Genomic DNA, 13,290 nt, shown 5'->3' with positions numbered 1-13,290 from the left:
TCTGTGTGGATGATGTCAAATATTGACAATTGTGAAGATATGAATACTTTAAGAATGTCTTATCATGAAGTGAATTCTAAATTAGAATTGAAAGAATTTATAAAAACATATCAAAATATTGAATGTTCATATAGTCTGCCGTATTTGGCTTCCGCCCATATGCAGCAAGCAGAATTTACTATGATGCCTCATCTAAAGTTGAAGTATTTTAAGGAGGGGAAATTGGAATTAGAATCCTATATAGAAGAATATCCCAATGATATTGAAGGTAGATATGTACGATTTTTAATTCAGAGTAATCTGCCTTCTTTTTTGGGTTATAGCGAAAACATCAGCTCAGACAAGGAATTTATCATGCGAAACTTAAATTCGTCGACATTGTCTGAAGAATACAAGGAGGTAATTAGGGATACTATAAATAAAATCGATAAGGAATGATGATATTGAATTATATTTTACTGACATTATTGGTCTTTCTAGCAATGGAAGCAGTAACTTGGCTTACTCATAAATATGTTATGCACGGTTTTCTATGGTATTTGCATCGCGATCATCATCAGCCACGACAAAATGCGATATTCGAGAAAAATGATTTGTTCTTCGTTCTTTTTGCCATTCCCAGCATTTACTTGTTTTACGTTGGGATTAATCCTGAATTAAATTATAAGTTTTTTATAGGTTTAGGTATTTTACTCTATGGTATTGCATATTTTTTAGTTCACGATGTGTTGATACATAGACGGTTTAAATGGTTTGATAAGATTAAATCACCATATCTACGAGGACTGCGCAAAGGACATAAGGTGCATCATAAACATTTAAATAAGGAAGATGGAGAATGCTTTGGAATGTTGTATGTGCCTTTGAGGTATTTTAAACAATATATGAAATGAGGTCATACCTGTATTTAATTATCGATATTTCATGTATACTTATTCCTTTTTTAGCTAGTTTTTATTCCCCACGAGCCTTTTATAAAGAATGGAAATCTTTTTTTTTAGCAAATTTTATCGTTGGTCTTCCTTTTTTAATTTGGGATGCCATTTTTACAGATCTTGGTGTTTGGGGTTTTAATCCAGATTATTTAACGGGTTGGAATATAGGTAATCTCCCAGTTGAAGAAGTATTGTTTTTTCTTTGTATCCCATATGCCTGTACCTTTACCTATTTTGCCTTAAAATATTTGCTTCAAAAATTTCAGTTTAACAGGTCTCATACTTTGACCCTAACTTTACTATGGTTATCGGCTTTGACTTTTTTAATATTGGGTTACGACCAATCCTATACCTTTTACACCGGGCTATTTGGCTTTCTACTTGCTCTTTATTTTTCTATAAAGAAAGTATCATTGGGGTTGATAGGAATAACTTACGCAGTGATTTTCCCATTTTTCCTAATAAGTAATGGTTTGTTGACAGGAAGTTTTTTGGCAAATCCCATTGTTTGGTACAATGATATCGAAAACTTTGGCTTGCGAATTTTCACTATTCCCATCGAAGATAGTTTGTATGGTTTTATATTAATAGCTTTAAATATCCATATTTGGGAAGTGGTTAGAAAGGTAAGCGACCAAGCAACTACGTATAAATTCTACAATGAGGATTCTCCAGGCAAAAGTTCATGAATTCGATTCACAGGATAAGATGAGATTTTCTCTAACGTATTTTTTAGCCATTCCGCTGGGTAGATGTCATATAGTTTACACTTTCCTAGCAAAGAATACATCTTGCATCTTAATAGCTCCTTTTTTTGGAATTTCTCCCAATCAATCAAGGATATCCAAAGTGGGATAACACTTCCAACCGTGGTAAATATTTTACGCTTGAGTCGGCTGGTAAACTGACGTCAAGGTTGGAGGGATGATTCTAATTTTTCCTAAAGCGTAAATAAAGATCCTTGAACTCTTCATATGTGCGCTGCTTATTTTGATAGCTCAAGGAAGACTGGCTCGGAGCTTTTCTGACACCCAGATGATTTAGATTGCCTGTTGCACTCCGGATTCCATTACTAATATCCCTCAAGGAGCTTACATCAGCCTACTACATAAACACCATACATACAAAATGAGTCCACGTATCAATCCCTTTTCTAAACTTGACCGTGTTATGATTTTTGACTACTCTCGCAAATTTGGATGGAACAATTAATCCTAACATTTGAGCAAAAAGTCTTATCTTAGGTTTAGACGTGGGTGTTGTTTTATTTTAACCCTAAGATAGGGAAAACTACACCATGTCCTTTCTATTTATTTTTGGACGCTTTTGATAATAACTACAAACAATCACTTCTAAAAATAAAATAATTATGATCATTTCAAATTCAAAAGCACCACAAATCAAATTCGACAATTACGTACAAGACTACTGGACTGAGCGAGAAGTCAAAAACGTAAAAGTAGTAGTCGATTTTTTTCAACACTTGATGAATGAACACGATTTTGAGTACACCTTAAAAACATTTGGTGGAGGTTCTTACATTCAGCATAACAGAGCCATTCCTAATGAGATTGAAGGATTGGTGAGATATGTAAAAACAATGGTTAAACGTTTCCCTGAATATTCATTTGATGTGAAGAAAATTTTTGCCGATGGAGATTTCGTCATCTTACACAGTCATACTACAATGAAAGCAAAACATAGGGGCAATGAAAATAAAGGCTTTATCATAATGGATGCTTTCAGGTTAGAAAACGGTACATTAGCAGAACACTGGGATGCCATACAGCCAATCGACTTTTTTTCAAGATTTTTGATGCTAGCAACAGGCGGAACAATAGGTAATAACAATCCAATTTTTTATACTTGATTAAAATAACTGTCTACAACAATTTATATAAAATTATAGCACCATGCGGGATGCTACGACACCATACACATGGTCGTTATTTACCAAATAGAAAAAATGAATCAGAATAAACTATTAACTGATATATGCCTCATATTTGGGAATTACTCTAGAAACATTAAGCAGAATTAGAAGTCCATAAAACCGAATTTGTTCTATATCAAATGTGAATTTTTCTATTAGATATACCTTTACATAAAATATTAATAATGGAAAAAAAATCCGTATTGGGAGCATGGTGGGATTCTATATGTGGATATTCCGTACAAAGCTGACCCAATAAATCCGGAACGCAAAAGAGCGGATATATTTCTTTGCAAACGCAAATTACTCAAACAGAGAGGCCAATTAATACTCCCAATAATGTCAAGAGTAGAATTGTACTTATGCCTAATGAATTTATACATGACAGTAATATTGCGATTTATACAAAGTATGTCAATAAAATCAATGGTCAGCGACCAAGCAAATACGTCTTTAAGCAGTAATTAATCGAGATCAACTTTTTGTAAAATGAACAGCTTAATTAATTTTATAATAGAATACTCAGTCATGGCGGTCATTTTTATATATTATTCCTGAAAGAACCAAGGCATTCATTACTATCGGCAGGAATTATCCATACCTTAGTTTGATTCGCGAATATTAACAGATTAAATGATATGAAAGGATTTGTCACACTTTTTGTCCAAATTATCTTAATATATCATTACAAGGAATGAAAAGATATGATCTCTTCGTGTCAGCAGATTGACAATGCAAAAAGTCCGCCAAATCAACATTGTTTGATGCCAATACCGTGGTTTTTCAAACCACGGCTATGACATATCATCCCTGACTGAACGTAGTTGCCCGAAGGATGACTGAATGAAGTTGCTCGAAGAGCAACCAAAGGTCGTAAATCGACCTTTGATGAGGGAACCGAAACCTCCGTGTTTCGGGTGGGTTAGCCTGAATGAAGCTCACGACCGAATGTAGTTCGAAGAACCGTAGACCTTAAATAGGTCTACGATGAGGGAGCCACGACCACTGTGTCGTGGGTGGGTAGACTTCATCTCGTCATCGAATATAATGGAATCTCGTCATGCCACAGTGGGCATGACTTCACTCGCCAGAGCCCCATTTACGGGCTCTGGTGCAAGCACCTTGCTCGTTCACCTCCGTGTTTCGGGTGGGTAGGCCACTGTGCTCCGGCGTGACTGCCCCGTAATTCGAAAGATTTTATCCACTGGCTTCGGCGTGACTGCAATGTAAATCGTGAGGATTTCCCCTTAATCTTTTATGTCGTCCTTTCAGGACTTCTTTTCAAGATGACAATTAATTCATAGGGTTTCACCCTATGCTGACATATTTCGTCCTTTCAGGACTTTTTTATCAAGCTGATTTGGCGTAATTACACTTCAATTCGGCAGCGAATTTTCACTGCGTCTACGCGTGATATTTTAATGCATTTTGACGACGTAGAGCCCCAATGTCTTGCGTCTCAATTAGGTGGTTTTGGGAGACGCAAGGCATTGCGTCTCTACGTTAAAACGTGACTGCCCCGTAAATCGATTGGATTTTAGTAAATGTGCTCTGGCGTGACTGCCCTGTAATTCGTCATCCGATAATCTATGGCTTTGATCTGAATCACTGATGTATTTACATTGATTTGTCATGATATTTGCAATTAGATATTGTGAAAACCATGGTAATATTATCTGTAGATCTAAAAATAATTAATTTCAACTCGGTGGATATTACGGATCGTTTTGTGCCATTTTTGGGGTTCAATTCATTCCATAGCGGTTCGTTTTGTGCCACCGGCTGACCAGTTTTCCCGGCCACTTTGAAAGATCAAGTACAAGTATCTTGTCGCAAAAAAGCGGTTAGATATGGCAAATACACTTGATCTTATTGGACCTTAAACAAATTATCACATTACACTTAGGCGGTCACAGTAATCGTAAAATAAGCGACATTCTAGGCATATCCCGGAACACGGTGAATACCTACATGAAGCGTTTCTGGTAGTAGTATGTTATATAGAGGACAGTCTTAGACACGGATTAATTTATAAGGATAAACTTTATCAGCATTCCATTGACAGACATATAAATTCTCATCATTGTCGATACAAACGTCGTGGCAGTGTTTAAATATGGGTTGATCTTGAAGCACTAGCTTTAGCTTTCCATTTTTATACCTTGGTTTACTTCCCCCAGGATTGGATACCACCACGTTGTTTTGGTCTAAAATAGTGACAAATCCTCGATTGAGCTGCATTTGATAATTGTCTTCTGTCATTCCAAAACATACACCGGCATATAACATTTTATCGTGGATTACCGGTCGACTAACAAAAGCACCGGGAATATAATAGGATTCTATGTATTCCCCGTCGAGAGAGAATCTTTTAAATTCATTTTTAATTCTAGCGCTACACAGTAAAGTAATATTGTCGGTATCTCTGTCATCGATAGCTACTCCGTGAACTTGTTTGAATTTGTCCGGTTGCAAAAAACTACTGCCTCCAAATTTACTTATAAATTCACCTTGTGCATTATATCGCAGTACAAATTGATCTCCATAGCCATCAGCGATATAAATATCACCATTGGGAGCGATAGCGGTTTCAGTCGGGTGGAATATGCCATTTTCGGGGTAGACTCCAGATTGACAAGGATGTTGAATTTCCATAACCATCCTGCCTTTTAAGTCAGTTTTGACCACTTTTCCACTTCCAGCATCGGTGATATATAGATATTCTTCTCCTCCTTCATCTTTTAGGGTTAATCCATGTCCTCCGGGAAAATTTAAAGTCCAACTATCTATGTATTTTCCTGATTTATCGTAGATCAGAATATTGTTTTTGGGATGATCAGTGAGAAGAATCAAGCGATGTTGACGATCCATGACCATTTCATGACAGTTGTTTACCGGAAATTTTGCAACATCAATTTTACTCCATTCCCTATCTACCTTATACTTATAATCTCCGTGTCCAATGGTAGGTCCAGAGGGAGGATTGACCGTCGTGATAATATTGAATGAAGATGTAGTAAGAGCAATACTGCCCAACACTGAGGTTTGCTTAATAAAATTTCTTCGGCTTGGAATATTAGACATCTCGATAATTTAAAGTGAAGAATCGAAGATAGGTATTTATATGGTTATAGCTGTTTCGAGATATTATTTTTATTATTACAAACATCTGTTTCCAATTAATTGCAGTGTGTTTTTGCAATTTTGGAAATATAAATCTGAATATATGTATTTGTATCGATGTAAATATCGGTATGGATATTGCGGAATCGCTGGTAATGATTTATTATATAAAAAAAGCACTGCCTTGTGATAAAGCAGTGCTGTGAACATGTTTTAAGTAGCTTAATTCTTACAGTAGTAATTTATCAATACTGGTTACAACGGAAGCAATCCGTATGGCATCGAAGATTCTTTGTTCTCCTGAACCGAAACTCTTTACAGATTTTTCATGTGATTTAACGCACATTTCACATCCATTGGCAGCGGATACAGCTAGACTGATAAGTTCAAAAAATTCTTTACCCAAAACTGGTTTAGCCATAATATTCATTCTAATCTTAGCGGGAATAGAATCGTATTTATCGGAATCTACAAAGTGGCGGAACCGATAAAAGATATTATTGGCACTGAGTAAAGAAGCACAGGCAATGACTTCAGCGATTTCAGCTTCTGTAGCTTCCAATTCAGCACATTTCTTCTGAAAAAAGCTGATTAGTTTACTGCTCTTATTATTTACAGCAATTGCTAATCCTGTTAGGTGGGCCTCCTTGGCCGTCATATGTTCGACATCTAAAGCCGTCTTAAAGTTGAGCTTAATGTCTTTGATGTATCTACTTGAACCATCTACTAAGAAATCCAACAAATCGTTTTGTTGGTCCAAGCCCAAATTTTCTATAATGTCATTTTTTACTTCTTGTAACATAGTCTTATTTTAAATTACTAGTTAGCAGCCAATGCAGCTGTCAATGTTTCTTCTCCCTTTTCCCAATTACAAGGACATAATTCATCAGTTTGAAGGGCATCCAATACACGGATTACTTCTTTTACATTTCTACCTACATTTAAGTCATTAACAGCTACCCATCTGATAATGCCTTGAGGATCTACGATGAAAGTGGCTCTTAAAGCAATCTTTTCTTCGGCTTCCAATACACCCAATTCTTCAGCTAGTGATTTGCTGGTATCGGCAATCATTGGAAATTTAAGACCTCTTAAATCGTCGTGGTCGTTTCTCCAAGCCAAGTGTACAAATTCAGAATCTGTAGATGCTCCCAACAATTGAGTGTCTCTATCTCTGAATTCTTCATAAGCAGCATTGAATTCTGCGATTTCAGTTGGGCATACAAAGGTGAAATCTTTTGGCCACCAAAACATTACCATCCATTGGTCATTTTTTTGATGGTCTTCGTTGCTTACATTTGCAAATTCTTTACCTTTTTCTAAGCTTACACAAGCGATTTTGTTGAATGCTGGAAATTTGCTTCCCACGTTTAATACACGGTTACTCATATCTGTTTTTTTTATTTGAAAATTTGATGGTGCAAATATGATTAAATATCTTTATAAACAATATTGATTATTTTGATATTGTTATAGATATTATATATACCAACTATGTTTTCATTTGCACAATTAGAATACGTCATCGCCTTACACACCTATGGTAATTTTCAATTAGCCGCAGATAAGTGTTTTGTTACTCAGCCTACTTTGTCCATGCAGATTAAGAAGTTGGAAAGAGATTTGAATATTATTTTGTTTGACCGGTCCAAAAAGCCGGTTAAACCCACGGATATTGGTTTGGCTTTTATTCAACAAGCACGGATAATTCTTTCTGAACGAGATCATCTTCACGATGTCTTAGATTCTTTTCAAAATAAGATTGAAGGGGTGCTTGAACTCGGTATTATCCCTTCGGTATCTCCTTATTTACTGCCCCTCTTTATTGTAGAATTCAATAAAAAATTCCCCAAACTCGTTATCAATGTTCACGAAATGATGACCATGCAGTTGATAGAAGCTTTAAAAAAGGAAACCATTGATGCTGCAATTTTAGTGACACCCATCCACGATGACCAAATTGAATGCGATGCTCTATATTACGAAGAAATTGCTGTATATGTTTCGGAAAATCACGAGTTTATGGATTTGGAAAAAATTCCACAAAAGGATTTAAATAGAAACGATATTTGGACATTAAAAACTGGACATTGCTTTAGAGATCAGACTCTAAACCTCTGTGGTCGCGATAGTTTTCATTCTGAACATCGTCAATTTACCTTTGAAAGTGGAGCCATTGAAACCCTAATCAAGATGGTGGATTTACAAGGAGGATTTACTTTGATTCCAGAGTTGTTAATCGGTAATATCCAACCCGAACATCGAAATCGGGTCAAATGGATTGCTGGTGATGCGCCAGTGAGGGAAGTGAGTGTGGCCACTTATAGAAATTATGCCAAAAAACGATTGATTGAGTATTTGCGAAATGAGATTCGGAAGTCACTGCCGGATTTTATGTTGAAAAAAAATAGGGGGAAGGTGGTCGAATGGATGTAGACTTTTATCAAAAATGTCAAGCTCATTATTGAAAAAATTATGAATATACCAACGGATTCAAATTTATCTTCGTCTTGTATTTGTTAGATATATTTTTTTAATCAACTTTTAATTTTTAAAAGATGTATAATTATTTTTTTCTGTTTTTAGTATTGATTTTTACCGCATGTGACAAAAACCAGACCAGTGAATTAAGTGTACAAGAGACTGATCTAAAGCTCTTAGTCGAACAATTGGAAGAAGTAGACAATCTCGTCGATAATCAAGTTTGTGACAATGAGGCCGATTGGCAGTTTCGACCTATAGGGTCTAAGGCCTGCGGCGGTCCAGCTGCATATATTCCCTATTCGATAAAAATGGATACCGCAACTCTTTTTGCTCTAGTAGAAAAATATACGGAAGCTCAAAGAAAATACAACATCGAATATGGAGTTTACGATGACTGTGCTGTAGTTACACCTCCTTCATCGGTGATATGTGTAGATGGTAAACCAGAGTTGTTTTATGAATAATTGGTAGTTAAATTGATTTTATTTAATGTGAATCTCTGGTGAATTATATTTTTATAGTGTTTTAATATTTCAGTATGACAGAAATATTGCTTATTTTGAGTGTATTGAATATATTGAAATATGTTAGTTCAATCAGAAATTGGATCTTTGAAAATGGTGTTAATTCACCGGCCAGATAGTGGAATAGCTCGTGTTAGTCCCAAGCAATCCGACGATTTACTTTTTGATGATATTGTATTTTATCCTCAAATGTTGGAAGAGCATCGGGTTTTTGTAGATGTATTGGCATTGTTTTTAGGACTTGAAAATGTTATTGAGATTGAGGATTTACTATGCGAATCCTTGGTAAAAGAAGGAGATAATAAGCATTTATTTTTAGGTGAAATACTACAGTCTGAAGGACTACCTCCTTTGTATTTGACTTATTTGGAGGAATTATCCGATGTCGATTTAGCTCAAACTTTGATCACTGGTTACCATAAGAAGAGAGACCATTTTCTATTTGATCCTATTCCCAATTTTATATTTACCAGAGATATTGCCGTCATGGTCAATGATCATTTAATATTGACCAAAGCCGCTAAGAGGGCTAGACATAGAGAGAATCTTATAGTAGAATTTATTTTTTACAATCATGAAATTTTTAAACCCCTAGTCAATACCGATAAGATTATAAATTTAAATAATGGGGAATTGTTTATGCCTTCAAAGATGGGTGAACCAATTGCCATAGAGGGGGGAGATATTATGATGCTGGATACCGACACATTGCTTGTGGGCTGTAGTGAACGATCCAATGCATACACCATTGGACGATTAAAACAGGAATTGTTCAAACGAAAAGTGGTTGAAAAGGTTGTCCAGATTAATATTCCTCCTAGCCGAACCTATATGCATATTGATACGGTGATGACATGGGTTTCAGATGATGTATTGGTCAATTATAAACCCTTAATCTATGAGGGTATTGGTTCCAGTGTGCAAGTAAATTATAGGAATGGAAAAGTATTGGACTTCGGTTCAGTAAAAGAATATATTTTAAGACAGGTCAATCCACACACCCAGTTTGTTTTTTCTGGAAATGGCTTGAGTCCGTACCAAGAGCGGGAACAATGGACAGATGGTTGTAATTTAGTGGTGATTAAACCAGGAGTAGCCCTTACCTATGATAGAAATACACATACTGAATTAGGATTTAAAAAGTTGGGTTTTAAAATAATGCCGGCTAGGGAATTATTGAAACAAGCACAAAGTCCTAATTTTGACATAGACTCGATTGAGAGGACAATCATCACCTTACCTTCCGCTGAGTTATCTCGAGCTCGTGGTGGCTCTCATTGTATGACTTGCCCACTGCATCGGGAGATCTTACCTGAATAAAATACCCTTGTATAAGAAGTAGACACTAGGTCATTAATCTGGTTGTCAATATTAAATCACCAACATTAAGATTTTCTAATGATATTTTAATGTTTTGTAAGCTATTATTTATCAATCAAAAATATAATTTTGTCGCTTTCTATTTTTGTTTAATAAACACATATAAATATTTTATCATCTCTATGTCTGAAACTGTATTACTTATAGAAGATGAACAAAATGTAGCTGCTTTTATCCAGCAGGGTTTGCAAGAAGCAGGATATGAAGTTTTTCTTGCATACAATGGTCATCAAGGTCTTGCCCTATTGGAACAAAAAAATATAGATATCATTATTCTCGATATCATTTTACCTGGAATGGATGGTATTGAAATCTTAAAACATATTCGTTCCTCGAAATTACACGAAATTCCTATTCTTTTACTTACTGCATTGAGCAATACCGATAGTGTGGTTAGTGGTCTTGACAATGGAGCTGATGATTATCTTACAAAACCGTTTAAATTTAAAGAACTTATTGCTAGATTGCGCGCATTGACACGGAGGAGAGGCAATGGTGTTCAGCAATCTGATATCTTGGATATAGCCGATCTCGAATTGGATCGAAATGCAAAAAGTGTTCAGAGAGCAGGCCAAGAAATAAAATTGACATCAACAGAATTTAGATTACTCGAATATTTGTTGATCAATAAAAATAAAGTCATGTCTAGAATTGATATTTTGGAAAATGTATGGGATATCAATTTTAATATGGGTACTAATGTTGTTGATGTTTATGTAAATTATTTGAGAAACAAGGTAGATAAAGGATACGACAACAAACTAATTCAAACCGTTATTGGAATGGGGTATATTATGAAAGAATAACATAGTCTATGAAACTTCAAAATAAGCTTACTTTAGTCTTTGTTTTATTGACTACCCTGATTCAAATTCTAGAATTTTTACTGATCTATCATTTTGCCCGTCAATACACTGAGAGGGAATTTTATAATCGATTGCAACAGCGAGTGACCATTGCCGCCCAAACCCTATTGGGAGAGGATGAATTAAGTGTAGAAATTTATGAAGAAATCAGAAGAAAACATTTTCAAACATTGCCCTTCGAAAATGAAGTAATCTTTCAACTGGATTCCAATAATAATGTGATTCACGAGGAGTGCCTAAATTCCAATTACGATCCTGTATTCATTGATGAAATTATGAATAAGGGAGAATCGAATGTTCGGATAAAAGATACCTTTTTCTCCGGTATATATTATCATGATAATCAAGGTGATTTTATCATTATTCTATCAGCTCACGATGTATATGGTAGGGGGATGTTGTTGAATTTAAGGAAGATATTGACAGTGAGCTTTATGTTTAGTTTGCTGATAACTTGGCTATTGGGTAGAAATATGGCCAATCAAGCATTGTCGCCCATCAGTAGGATAGTCCACAAGGTCAATACAATTAGCGCTACAAATTTGCATTCGAGACTAGAAGAACCCAAAAATAGAGATGAAGTAGGTGAGCTCACCGTTACATTTAACGATATGTTAGATCGCCTCGAAACATCATTTGAATTGCAGAGTAATTTTGTCAATAATGCTTCCCACGAACTCAGAAATCCCCTAACTGCAATTTTAGGTCAAATTGAAGTAGCTCTTAATAAAGAACGCAGTGGGGAACATTACGTCGATGTATTAAAAGGAATAGAAACCGAAGCCTTGAGACTCGATAATTTGGTTAATGGATTATTGAGGTTGGCTCATACCGATTATGAAAATAAAGGTTTTCCCGTAAGTCCAGTAAGAATAGATGAAGTCATAATTGATGTGAAACAGCGATTGGATCAAGCCAATCCCAATAATAAAATTTCTCTGGGCTTCAATGATTTGCCAGCCGATGAATCCAAAATTATTGTCATGGGCAATCGCAAACTCTTAGAAGTGGCCTTTCACAATATTCTCGACAACGCTTGTAAGTTTTCAAACAATGAAAAGGTTCTAATCAAACTGGTTAGTCAAGAGAAAGGGTTACGCGTCATGATATCTGATGACGGTATCGGTATCCCCCCAGATGATTTGAAAAATATATTCGAACCTTTTTATAGAGGTTCTAATGCCAGAGGCATAGGGGGATTTGGTTTTGGACTGCCATTGGCCTATCGAATTATAAAAATGCATCACGGTCAACTCCGTCTGAGTTCCCAAGTGGGCAAGGGTACAATTGTCAAAATTTTGCTCCCCAATCAGTTTACTTAGAGGGTCTTTAGAATTTTCTAATTTCATTCTAATATCAATCTTCTTTGTTGAAATAACAAAATGTAGATTGAATATGGCCTCATTTTCAATTATTAAACGAATAATTCTTAATTTTTGAAATTCACAAAAAATACAAACCTGAGTTGAATTTTCTAATTTGACTCTAATTTTCCTCTTATTTCTCTCTAATGGTTGGCCAGTAATTTTGACATCAAAATAAACAGCCACCATGGAGAAAATCTTAATACCCAGTGATTTTAGTAACCAGTCTTTGCAGCTGATTGAATATGCAGTTTTAAACCACCCCAACAAAGTATTGGATATTGTTCTTGTTCATGGATATTCAATGCCAGTAAACTATTGGGATCAGATTAATTTTTCACAAAAAGCCGTCATTCAAAACCTAACTGATGAAGGCTTTATGGAACAATTAGATATACTGTTGTTGGAGCACGATTCGGAAATCAACACTATAAAAATTGAACTCTTTTTGGGAACCAACAATCTTGCTTTCAAGCGTTTTGTCGAGCAACACAAGATAGTGTCAGCTATTATCCCCACAGAAAGATTGGGCAACTTTAATCGAAAAGGAAGTTTCGATCCGACCAGTTACATCGTAAAGTGTATAGACAATACCCTTGAGGTATGTCTTTCTGAAAATGAATTCGATATTTCAAATCTTCAATTTTCAATTTCAGATCTATTCTAAAAATAAGATAGTAA

At 35.5% G+C, this 13,290-nt stretch carries 17 protein-coding genes; 11 read left to right on the top strand and 6 right to left on the bottom strand.

Annotated elements, in window-relative coordinates:
* The first annotated feature begins 39 nt into the window (after positions 1-39).
* Genes LVD51_RS15755 through LVD51_RS15745 form a run of 3 tightly spaced genes read left to right on the top strand, consistent with a single transcriptional unit; the run spans position 40 to position 1,624 of the window.
* Positions 40-438, top strand: a complete 399-nt coding sequence (locus tag LVD51_RS15755; RefSeq protein ID WP_236972319.1) for a hypothetical protein — start codon at positions 40-42, stop codon at positions 436-438.
* Positions 435-893 (top strand): sterol desaturase family protein, encoded by a 459-nt coding sequence (locus LVD51_RS15750; protein WP_236972318.1) that lies wholly within the window; start codon positions 435-437, stop codon positions 891-893. The genes LVD51_RS15755 and LVD51_RS15750 overlap by 4 nt, the downstream gene beginning before the upstream one ends.
* Positions 890-1,624, top strand: a complete 735-nt coding sequence (locus tag LVD51_RS15745) for a lycopene cyclase domain-containing protein (protein ID WP_236972317.1) — start codon at positions 890-892, stop codon at positions 1,622-1,624. Before LVD51_RS15750 ends, LVD51_RS15745 begins: the two co-directional genes overlap by 4 nt.
* Here the strand turns inward: LVD51_RS15745 and LVD51_RS20250 are convergent.
* Positions 1,591-1,725 (bottom strand): transposase domain-containing protein, encoded by a 135-nt coding sequence (locus LVD51_RS20250; protein WP_394803184.1) that lies wholly within the window; start codon positions 1,723-1,725, stop codon positions 1,591-1,593. The genes LVD51_RS15745 and LVD51_RS20250 overlap by 34 nt on opposite strands.
* 314 nt (positions 1,726-2,039) lie before the next feature.
* The gene (locus LVD51_RS20245; RefSeq protein WP_394803183.1) at positions 2,040-2,156 is read right to left on the bottom strand and encodes a hypothetical protein; all 117 of its coding nucleotides are present in this window, start codon (positions 2,154-2,156) and stop codon (positions 2,040-2,042) included.
* A gap of 148 nt (positions 2,157-2,304) precedes the next feature.
* Here LVD51_RS20245 and LVD51_RS15735 point away from each other — a divergent pair, with 148 nt between their 5' ends.
* Positions 2,305-2,805, top strand: a complete 501-nt coding sequence (locus tag LVD51_RS15735) for a nuclear transport factor 2 family protein (protein WP_236972316.1) — start codon at positions 2,305-2,307, stop codon at positions 2,803-2,805.
* Positions 2,806-4,331: 1,526 nt separating this feature from the next.
* Here the strand turns inward: LVD51_RS15735 and LVD51_RS15730 are convergent.
* The gene (locus tag LVD51_RS15730) at positions 4,332-4,502 is read right to left on the bottom strand and encodes a hypothetical protein (RefSeq protein ID WP_236972315.1); all 171 of its coding nucleotides are present in this window, start codon (positions 4,500-4,502) and stop codon (positions 4,332-4,334) included.
* 229 nt (positions 4,503-4,731) lie between these two features.
* On the opposite strand from LVD51_RS15730, the gene LVD51_RS20240 reads away from it, so the two are divergent.
* Complete coding sequence (locus tag LVD51_RS20240) at positions 4,732-4,857, top strand: sigma factor-like helix-turn-helix DNA-binding protein (RefSeq protein ID WP_394803182.1); 126 nt, start codon at positions 4,732-4,734, stop codon at positions 4,855-4,857.
* A gap of 24 nt (positions 4,858-4,881) precedes the next feature.
* Here the strand turns inward: LVD51_RS20240 and LVD51_RS15725 are convergent, their stop codons facing one another.
* The 3 genes from LVD51_RS15725 to LVD51_RS15715 form a co-directional block, all read right to left on the bottom strand.
* The gene (locus LVD51_RS15725; protein WP_236972314.1) at positions 4,882-5,952 is read right to left on the bottom strand and encodes an NHL repeat-containing protein; all 1,071 of its coding nucleotides are present in this window, start codon (positions 5,950-5,952) and stop codon (positions 4,882-4,884) included.
* A 268-nt stretch (positions 5,953-6,220) separates the two neighbouring features.
* A complete protein-coding gene (locus LVD51_RS15720; protein ID WP_236972313.1) occupies positions 6,221-6,793 on the bottom strand; it encodes a carboxymuconolactone decarboxylase family protein in 573 nt (190 codons plus the stop codon).
* A gap of 17 nt (positions 6,794-6,810) precedes the next feature.
* Positions 6,811-7,380, bottom strand: coding sequence for a peroxiredoxin (locus LVD51_RS15715; protein ID WP_236972312.1), 570 nt, complete (start codon positions 7,378-7,380; stop codon positions 6,811-6,813).
* Between the two features lie 105 nt (positions 7,381-7,485).
* Between LVD51_RS15715 and LVD51_RS15710 the strand changes: the two genes are divergently transcribed.
* From LVD51_RS15710 to LVD51_RS15685, 6 genes are all read left to right on the top strand, one after another.
* Positions 7,486-8,427, top strand: coding sequence for a hydrogen peroxide-inducible genes activator (locus tag LVD51_RS15710; RefSeq protein WP_236972311.1), 942 nt, complete (start codon positions 7,486-7,488; stop codon positions 8,425-8,427).
* Between the two features lie 122 nt (positions 8,428-8,549).
* Positions 8,550-8,939 (top strand): hypothetical protein, encoded by a 390-nt coding sequence (locus LVD51_RS15705; RefSeq protein WP_236972310.1) that lies wholly within the window; start codon positions 8,550-8,552, stop codon positions 8,937-8,939.
* 120 nt (positions 8,940-9,059) lie between these two features.
* Positions 9,060-10,319 carry an arginine deiminase family protein gene (locus tag LVD51_RS15700; protein ID WP_236972309.1) on the top strand — a complete coding sequence of 420 codons (1,260 nt, stop codon included), beginning with the start codon at positions 9,060-9,062 and terminating at the stop codon, positions 10,317-10,319.
* A gap of 182 nt (positions 10,320-10,501) precedes the next feature.
* The gene (locus tag LVD51_RS15695; protein WP_236972308.1) at positions 10,502-11,185 is read left to right on the top strand and encodes a response regulator; all 684 of its coding nucleotides are present in this window, start codon (positions 10,502-10,504) and stop codon (positions 11,183-11,185) included.
* An 8-nt stretch (positions 11,186-11,193) separates the two neighbouring features.
* The gene (locus LVD51_RS15690) at positions 11,194-12,567 is read left to right on the top strand and encodes a sensor histidine kinase (protein WP_236972307.1); all 1,374 of its coding nucleotides are present in this window, start codon (positions 11,194-11,196) and stop codon (positions 12,565-12,567) included.
* Positions 12,568-12,796: 229 nt separating this feature from the next.
* Positions 12,797-13,276 carry a hypothetical protein gene (locus LVD51_RS15685; RefSeq protein ID WP_236972306.1) on the top strand — a complete coding sequence of 160 codons (480 nt, stop codon included), beginning with the start codon at positions 12,797-12,799 and terminating at the stop codon, positions 13,274-13,276.
* The last annotated feature ends 14 nt before the right edge of the window (positions 13,277-13,290 follow it).

It is taken from the genome of Membranihabitans marinus (assembly GCF_021729155.1).
In the GTDB taxonomy this organism is placed as follows: domain Bacteria; phylum Bacteroidota; class Bacteroidia; order Chitinophagales; family Saprospiraceae; genus Membranihabitans; species Membranihabitans marinus.
This window is presented reverse-complemented; position numbering and strand designations above follow the sequence as displayed.

What these genes read in the sequence shown, in the direction of transcription:
- LVD51_RS15735 (WP_236972316.1), top strand. Translation starts at nt 2,305, where the DNA reads ATGATCATTTCAAATTCAAAAGCACCACAAATCAAATTCGACAATTAC.
- LVD51_RS20245 (WP_394803183.1), bottom strand. Translation starts at nt 2,156, where the DNA reads ATGTTAGGATTAATTGTTCCATCCAAATTTGCGAGAGTAGTCAAAAAT.
- LVD51_RS15695 (WP_236972308.1), top strand. Translation starts at nt 10,502, where the DNA reads ATGTCTGAAACTGTATTACTTATAGAAGATGAACAAAATGTAGCTGCT.
- LVD51_RS15730 (WP_236972315.1), bottom strand. Translation starts at nt 4,502, where the DNA reads ATGACAAATCAATGTAAATACATCAGTGATTCAGATCAAAGCCATAGA.
- LVD51_RS20250 (WP_394803184.1), bottom strand. Translation starts at nt 1,725, where the DNA reads ATGTATTCTTTGCTAGGAAAGTGTAAACTATATGACATCTACCCAGCG.
- LVD51_RS15750 (WP_236972318.1), top strand. Translation starts at nt 435, where the DNA reads ATGATGATATTGAATTATATTTTACTGACATTATTGGTCTTTCTAGCA.
- LVD51_RS15720 (WP_236972313.1), bottom strand. Translation starts at nt 6,793, where the DNA reads ATGTTACAAGAAGTAAAAAATGACATTATAGAAAATTTGGGCTTGGAC.
- LVD51_RS15705 (WP_236972310.1), top strand. Translation starts at nt 8,550, where the DNA reads ATGTATAATTATTTTTTTCTGTTTTTAGTATTGATTTTTACCGCATGT.
- LVD51_RS15755 (WP_236972319.1), top strand. Translation starts at nt 40, where the DNA reads ATGAATACTTTAAGAATGTCTTATCATGAAGTGAATTCTAAATTAGAA.
- LVD51_RS15715 (WP_236972312.1), bottom strand. Translation starts at nt 7,380, where the DNA reads ATGAGTAACCGTGTATTAAACGTGGGAAGCAAATTTCCAGCATTCAAC.
- LVD51_RS15690 (WP_236972307.1), top strand. Translation starts at nt 11,194, where the DNA reads ATGAAACTTCAAAATAAGCTTACTTTAGTCTTTGTTTTATTGACTACC.
- LVD51_RS15725 (WP_236972314.1), bottom strand. Translation starts at nt 5,952, where the DNA reads ATGTCTAATATTCCAAGCCGAAGAAATTTTATTAAGCAAACCTCAGTG.
- LVD51_RS15685 (WP_236972306.1), top strand. Translation starts at nt 12,797, where the DNA reads ATGGAGAAAATCTTAATACCCAGTGATTTTAGTAACCAGTCTTTGCAG.
- LVD51_RS15745 (WP_236972317.1), top strand. Translation starts at nt 890, where the DNA reads ATGAGGTCATACCTGTATTTAATTATCGATATTTCATGTATACTTATT.
- LVD51_RS15700 (WP_236972309.1), top strand. Translation starts at nt 9,060, where the DNA reads ATGTTAGTTCAATCAGAAATTGGATCTTTGAAAATGGTGTTAATTCAC.
- LVD51_RS15710 (WP_236972311.1), top strand. Translation starts at nt 7,486, where the DNA reads ATGTTTTCATTTGCACAATTAGAATACGTCATCGCCTTACACACCTAT.